Annotated in this window: 5 protein-coding genes and 1 pseudogene; 1 reads left to right on the forward strand and 5 read right to left on the reverse strand. The window is 74.7% G+C overall.

The window, feature by feature from the left end:
- Positions 1-81 precede the first annotated feature (81 nt).
- Positions 82-177 (forward strand): annotated as a pseudogene (locus tag EAO77_RS40595) (hypothetical protein); the annotation flags it as partial.
- Positions 178-331: 154 nt separating this feature from the next.
- Here the strand turns inward: EAO77_RS40595 and EAO77_RS31685 are convergent.
- The 5 genes from EAO77_RS31685 to EAO77_RS31705 form a co-directional block, all read right to left on the reverse strand.
- The gene (locus tag EAO77_RS31685) at positions 332-2,815 is read right to left on the reverse strand and encodes a condensation domain-containing protein (RefSeq protein WP_147991769.1); all 2,484 of its coding nucleotides are present in this window, start codon (positions 2,813-2,815) and stop codon (positions 332-334) included.
- 77 nt (positions 2,816-2,892) lie between these two features.
- On the reverse strand, positions 2,893-4,818 hold the full coding sequence (locus tag EAO77_RS31690) for a non-ribosomal peptide synthetase (protein ID WP_147991770.1): 1,926 nt from the start codon (positions 4,816-4,818) through the stop codon (positions 2,893-2,895).
- Between the two features lie 8 nt (positions 4,819-4,826).
- Positions 4,827-5,861: a TauD/TfdA family dioxygenase gene (locus EAO77_RS31695; RefSeq protein ID WP_147991771.1), complete on the reverse strand. Its 1,035-nt coding sequence runs from the start codon at positions 5,859-5,861 to the stop codon at positions 4,827-4,829.
- A 53-nt stretch (positions 5,862-5,914) separates the two neighbouring features.
- The gene (locus EAO77_RS31700) at positions 5,915-6,712 is read right to left on the reverse strand and encodes a thioesterase II family protein (protein ID WP_147991772.1); all 798 of its coding nucleotides are present in this window, start codon (positions 6,710-6,712) and stop codon (positions 5,915-5,917) included.
- A partial coding sequence (locus tag EAO77_RS31705; RefSeq protein ID WP_147991773.1) for an acyl carrier protein occupies positions 6,709-6,960 on the reverse strand: 252 nt, incomplete at its 5' end. The genes EAO77_RS31705 and EAO77_RS31700, both read right to left, overlap by 4 nt.

Consider the following 6,960-nt stretch of genomic DNA (forward strand, 5'->3'; position numbering starts at 1 on the left):
GCCCGTCTGCCGATCGACATCACCACCGAACTGCCGCTGCGCGCAAAGCTGTTCACCACTGACGACGGGACGTCGGCACTGGTGCTGCCGATCGACATCACCACCGAACTGCCGCTGCGCGCAAAGCTGTTCACCACTGACGACGGGACGTCGGCACTGGTGCTGTCCGTCCACCACATCGCCACCGACGGCTGGTCGGTCGGCCTGCTCCTGGCCGACCTGGACACCGCCTACCCCTCAACCCCGCACGCACCTACGGACGGCACCCCATCTTCCAGGTCACGGTCAGCACCCAGACCGCCCAGGACACCGCCAGCAGCGCCCGGTGCACCTACGGACGGCACCCCATCTTCCAGGTCACGGTCAGCACCCAGACCGCCCAGGACACCGCCAGCAGCGCCCGGTGGACCCCGGCGTCGAGGTCCGCCGACACCACCGCCCCCCGGTTGCCCGGCTCCGCCGGCCGGGGCCGGTCGGCGGGCAGCCGGGTCTCGGCCGGAATGCCGTCCAGCGCCGCGCGCCAGTGGGTGAGCTGGTCCCGGGCGATGCGGTGGGTGTCGCCGAGGAGGTCGTGCTGCCAGAGGGCGTAGTCCGCGTACTGGACGGGCAGCGGCTCCCAGCCGGGTGCGCCGCCCTCGGCACGGGCCCGGTAGGCGGTGTCCAGGTCGGCCAGGAGCAGGCCGACCGACCAGCCGTCGGTGGCGATGTGGTGGACGGACAGCACCAGTGCCGACGTCCCGTCGTCAGTGGTGAACAGCTTTGCGCGCAGCGGCAGTTCGGTGGTGATGTCGATCGGCAGACGGGCGAAGGCGGTGACGAGCCCCGTCACCTCACCGGGTGCGCAGGTGGCCCGTTCGACCCTCACGCGGGGGTCGGCGACGACGTGCTGGCGGGGTTCGCCGTCCGGCGCCGGGTAGACGGTGCGGAGCACCTCGTGCCGTTCCATGACGTCCCGCAGGGCCGTTTCCAGGACGGCGGGGTCGGGGAGCGCGTCGAGCCGGAGCACCACCGGCGCGTTGTACGCCGCGGACGCCCCCTCCAGCCGGGTCTGGAACCACAGCCGGCGCTGTGCGGCGGAGAGCGGGATCCGTTCGGGGCGCAGCGCGGCCGGCACGGGCCGCAGCGCGGGGCGGTCGTGGTCCGCGTCCTGCGCGTCCAGCCGCTGGATCAGGCGGTGCGGTGTCGGGGCGAGGAACACGTCGCGGATGGTGGCCCGCAGGCCGAGCGCGCCCCGGATCCGGTTGGTCAGCTTGCCGGCGAGCAGCGAATGGCCGCCCAGCTTGAAGAAGTTGTCCTCGCCGCGGACGTCGTCCCGGTGCAGTGCCTCCGCGAACAGGCCGCGCAGGATCTCCTCCCTCGGGTCGGTGGCGCCGGCCTTGGCCCCCCAGGCGGGTGCGGGCTCCGGTGCGGCGCCGGTGTCGCGGCGCCGCACCGCGTCGAGGGCGCGGTGGCGCCCTTCCAGGGCCTCCCGCTCCGTGTCGGAGGGGAGGTCGAGCGTGTCGATCCGGGTGGACTCCGGCTGTGTGGCGAGGGCGGTGAGCCCCCGCCCGAACAGCCCGAGGAGCAGGTGCGCGGTCTCCTCGTCGTACAGGTCGGTGGCGTACTGGAGTCCGAGGGTCAGTCCGCCGGGGTCACCGGTGGCCGTGGCCCGTTCCTGGCAGGAGAAGCTGAGGTCGAACTTGGCCGTGGCGAGGTCGGCGTCGTCGAGTTCTCCGGCGACGGCGCCGAGGCGGACGGCGGTGTCCTGCGCGGCCCCCGTGCTGACCATGACCTGGAAGAAGGGGTGCCGTCCGTAGGTGCGTGCGGGGTTGAGGTCCTCGACGAGCAGGTCGAAGGGCAGGTCCTCGTGGGCGAAGGCGGCGAGGTCGGCGTCGCGCACCCGGTCGAGCAGTCCGGCCAGCGTCGGATCGCCCGACAGATCGGTGCGCAGGGCGAGGGTGTTCACGAAGAAGCCCACCAGATCGTGGAGGTCCTCCTCGGGCCGGCCGGCCACCGGGGTGCCGACGACCTGGTCCTCCCCCGCCCCCGCCGCGCGCAGCGCGAGCGCCAGCGCCGCCCGCACCACCATGAAGAACGTCACCCGCCGCTCCCGCGCCACCGCCAGCAGCGCCCGGTGGACCCCGGCGTCGAGGTCCGCCGACACCACCGCCCCCCGGTTGCCCGGCTCCGCCGGCCGGGGCCGGTCGGCGGGCAGCCGGGTCTCGGCCGCGATGCCGTCCAGCGCCGCGCGCCAGTGGGTGAGCTGGTCGTGCGCGAGGCTCTCGGGATCCCCGGGGTCGCCGAGCATGTCCCGCTGCCAGAGGGCGTAGTCCGCGTACTGGACGGGCAGCGGCTCCCAGCCGGGGGCACGGCCCTCGGCGCGGGCCCGGTAGGCGGTGTCCAGGTCGGCCAGGAGCAGGCCGACCGACCAGCCGTCGGTGGCGATGTGGTGGACGGACAGCACCAGTGCCGACGTCCCGTCGTCAGCGGTGAACAGCCGCGCGCGCAGCGGCAGTTCGGTGGTGATGTCGATCGGCAGACGGGCGAAGGCGGTCACCCGCGCCGTCAGGTCGTCGCCCGCGGCGCACTCCTGCGTTTCGAAGAGCGGTTCCGGGTCCGTCTCGATCCGCTGGTACGGCTCCCCGTCGTCAGCGGCCGGGTAGACCGTGCGGAGCACCTCGTGCCGCCGCATGACGTCCCGTACCGCCGCCCGCAGGGCCCCGGCGTCCGGGCGGGACGCCAGCCGGATCACCACGGGGGCGTTGTAGGCGGAGGACGGGCCCTCCAGCCGGGTCAGGAACCACAGCCGGCGCTGCGCGTAGGACAGGGGGATCACGGTTGCTGCTCCTCGGGAAGGGCGGAGGCGGGTGGGTGAGCCGGTGACGGGGGCCGCGCCGCCGGCGCGGCCTGCGGTCAGGCATCCTGCGCGGCCGTCAGCTCCTCGATACGGGCCGCGAGGTCGCGCAGACGGGGGTTGGCGTAGACGGCCTTGACCGGCAGGGTCACGGAGAGCTCGGCACGCACCCGGGAGACCAGCTTGATGGCGAGCAGCGAGTGGCCGCCCAGCTTGAAGAAGTTGTCGTCGGGGCCGATGGACGCGGCGCCGAGGACCTGGGTCCAGACGCGGGCGATCAGCTCCTCCGCCGGGCCGTTCAATGCTCCCTCGGCGGGCGCGACGGCGGGCTCCCGGGCGGCGACGAGCGTGGCGAGCGCTGACCGGTCGAGCTTGCCGCTCGGTGTGGTGGCGAAGCGCTCCACGGCGACGAACGCGGACGGCACCATGTAGGCCGGCAGGGTCTCGGTGAGGGCGGCGCGCAGGGCGGCGGCGTCGCCGCCGCGGTGGTGGGCGATCAGGCACGCGGTGCCCGAGGCGTCCTCGCCGAGGACGACGGCCGCCTCCCGGACCCCTTCGGTCCGCAGCAGCGCCGCCTCGATCTCGGGGAGTTCGATCCGGTGCCCGCGGAGTTTGACCTGGCCGTCGGCGCGGCCCAGGTAGGCGAGGCGTCCGCCGGGCAGCAGCCGGCAGCGGTCGCCGGTGCGGTACATCCGGGCTCCCTCGGGGCCGGCCGGGTCCGGGACGAAGCGCTCGGCGGTCAGCGCGGGCCTGCCCCGGTAGCCGCGGCCCACGCGCGGACCCGCGAGGTAGAGCTCGCCGCTCTCCCCCGGCCCGACCGGGGCGAGGTGCTCGTCGAGGAGCCGCATGCGCAGGCCGGGCAGGACGGCACCGATGTGCGGCTCGCCGGGCTCGTCGATCCAGCCGGCGGTGGCGTCGACGGTGCACTCGGTCGGCCCGTAGACGTTGACGGCGCGCAGCAGTCCGGAGCGGTGGGCGGCGGCCAGGCGGTCCCACAGCGAGGGGCTGATCGCCTCGCCGCCGACGAGCAGGGTCAGCGGGCGGGGGCCGCCGCCGGAGGTGAGCAGGTCGAGCAGCGGGTCGGCGTGCGAGGGGGTGATGTCCAGGTCGGTCAGGGCCTGTTCGTCGACGAGGGCGGCCATCAGCGCGGGGTCGCGGCGGGTCTCCTCGTCGATCATGACGAGGGTGTCGCCGCGGCAGAGGCGGACCCACTGCTGCACGGAGGCGTCGAAGGAGGGCGAGGCGTTCCAGCCGACCCGGCGGGCCTCGCCGCCGGCGGCGCCGGTCTGCTCCAGCTCGCGCAGCAGCAGCGAGACGGCGCCCCGGCCGATCTCCACGCCCTTGGGGCGCCCGGTGGAGCCGGAGGTGTAGATGACGTAGGCGAGGGTGTCGGCGGTGACCGGTGCCGGGGCGAAGACGGCCGGGGCGCCTGTGGGGGCGGTCAGTTCGGCGAGGGTGACGCTGGGGGTGCCGTCGGCCGGGGCGGTGGTCGCGTCGGCCACGACGACGAGGTCGGCGCCGGAGTCCTCGACCAGGTGGCGGCGGCGCTCGGCGGGCAGTGCCGGGTCGACCGGCAGATAGGCGGCGCCCGCGGTGAGCGTGCCGAGGATCGCGGTGACGAGCCCGGCGCCGCGCGGCAGGCCGAGCGCGACGACGCTCTCGGGGCCGGCGCCGAGTGCGGCGAGCCGGGCGGCGACGGCGGCCGCCTCGGTGCGCAGCTCGTCGAAGGTGAGGCGGCGGTCGCCGGCGACGACGGCGGTGCGGGCGCCGGGAACGGTCGCCAGGCGGGCCAGCAGGTCCGCGGCGCCGGTGCCGGCGGCGCACGCGGCACAGGTGCAGGCGTCCGGCGTGTGGGCGGCGCACGCGTCGCACGTGCAGGCGTCCAGGCAGGCGGCGTCGGTGGTCGCGGCGGCGGGGGCGTCGCCGGTCGTGGTGCGGCAGCCGGCGGCCGGTGCGGCGGAGCGCTCGGGGAGAACGGCGGTCATGTCGGGGCTCACATTCCGTACGGGTCGGCGGAGGGKGCGGTGGTCGGGGAGCAGTCGGACAGCGGCACCGGCTCGCCCATGGCGACGAGGATCTTGCGGTCCCCGCCGAACGACTCGCGGCCGTGGGCGCAGAGGATGTTGTCGACGAGCATCAGGTCGCCCGCCTGCCAGGTCTCGCGGACGGTGACGGCCTGGTAGGCGTCGTTGATGGCGTCGACCTCGGCGTCGGTGAGGGCGGTGCCGTCGCCGAGGCGGGTGTCGAAGGGCAGGCCGTCGGCGCCGAAGGTCTCCGTCAGGACCTCGCGCACGTCCTCGTCGAGGCTGCGGGCGTTCCAGAAGGCGAAGTGGTTGAACCAGGCCCGCTCGCCGGTGACCGGGTGGGTGATGATCGCGGAGCGCAGCTGGCGGGTGCGCAGGGTGTCCTCGTCGAGCCACTCGTAGCCGATGGCATGGGCGTCGCAGTACTCCTCGGCGCCCGCGGGGTCGTCGGAGGAGAACGCCTTGCGCCACGGCATGCCGGCCAGGTCGGAGTAGTTGCGCACCAGGAGCCAGCCCGCCTCGGCGAACCGGTCCACGAGGTCCTGCGGGAGCAGGGCCAGCGCCTTGCGCATGTCACCGGTGGTGGTGGCGCCGCCGGTCTCCGGCGCGGTGATGCAGCCGAAGAGCAGCACGCCGGGGAAGTCGAGGGTGTAGCTGTTCTCGTTGTGCAGCCGGATCGGCTGGGCGGCCGGCAGGTCGGTGGAGGAGAACACGCCCTCCCCGAAGTCGGTGCGCGGGGTGGCCTTCTCCTTGTAGCCGGCGCGCTCGGTGACGAGCGCGTCCCGGGCCTCGGCGAAGGTCGCCGCGTCGGTGACGGGCAGGCCGCGCAGCATCAGGGCGCCGGAGCGGTGCAGTTCGGCCTGGATCGCGGACCGCTGACCGGTCAGCCAGGCGGTGGCCTCCGCCATGCCGGCGAAGCGCGGCACCTGGACGAGCGCGGGCTTGCCGGGCTCGTGCACGACGGTGATGCCCGCGGTGGCCGGGTTCGGTGCGAAGGTGGTCATCGTGGATTCCTCGTCTTCCGTGTCTTCCGTGGATGTGCGGGGAGTGGGAGAGGTCAGGCGGCGGTGGCCGCGGTCCCGTGGAGGGCTTCGAGAACCGGGTTCAACCGGGCGAAGAAGCCGGGCAGGTCCTGCTGGAAGTAGAAGTGGTCGCCGGGCAGGACCTCGGGCTCGGTCGCGTGTCCGGCCACCTGGGTCCAGCCGCCGAGCATGCCCACCGGGACGATCGGGTCGGCGTCGCCGCCGAACACCCTGACGGGGCAGTCGAGTCGCACGCCCGGGGCGGTGCAGCGGTAGGCGTCGTCGATGGCGAAGTCGGCGCGGATGGACGGCAGGACGATCTCGCGGAGCTCGGGGTCGTCCAGGATGCCGTCGTCGGTGCCGCCGCGCTCCTTGATGGCGGCGACCAGAGCGTCGTCGTCGAGCCGCTCCGGGTGCACCGGCGCCTGGTTGGGCAGCACGGGGGCGCGGCAGGCGGAGGCGATCAGTCCGCGCGGGGTGCGGCCGGCGGCCTGGAGCGCGCGGGTCACCTCGAAGGCGACCAGGGAGCCCATGCTGTGTCCGAGGACCACCAGGGCGCCGGTGTCGGCGGGCAGGGCGTCGACGACGGGCAGCGCGAGGTCGTCGACCGATGCCGGCAGGTCCTCGCAGTAGCGGGCGCCGCGGCCCGGGTACTGCCCGATCAGCAGCCGCACGTCGGCGGGCAGGTGGTCGCGCCAGACGCTGTAGGCGTGGGCGTTTCCGCCCGCGTGCGGGAGCACCAGCAGCGACAGGCGGTGCGGCGCGTCTCCGGGGAGGTCCCAGACGACGTCCTCGGGCGCGGGCGTCGGGGAGGTCGTGGCGTCGTTGCTCATGAGCTGATCCGATCTGTCTCGGTACGGCGGCGGAGGGCGGGTCGGGCCTTCCGCGCCGGGGCGGCCTTGAGGGATGCGATGTGTGCGGCGAGCCCGGCCGGCGTCGGGTGCCGGAAGATGTCGCGCACGGTGAGGCGCACGTCGAGGGCGCCGGCGATGTGGTTGGTGAGGCGGGCTCCGAGGAGGGAGTGGCCGCCGTGGTGGAAGAAGTCGTCGTCGACGGTGAGCGGGGCGGTGGTGGGGAGGGT

Source organism: Streptomyces sp. T39, from assembly GCF_008042045.1.
Classification (GTDB): Bacteria; Actinomycetota; Actinomycetes; order Streptomycetales; family Streptomycetaceae; genus Streptomyces.

Excerpts from the sequence above, each read along its gene's own strand:
- EAO77_RS31690 (WP_147991770.1), bottom strand. The coding sequence starts at position 4,818 with ATGACCGCCGTTCTCCCCGAGCGCTCCGCCGCACCGGCCGCCGGCTGC.
- EAO77_RS31700 (WP_147991772.1), bottom strand. The coding sequence starts at position 6,712 with ATGAGCAACGACGCCACGACCTCCCCGACGCCCGCGCCCGAGGACGTC.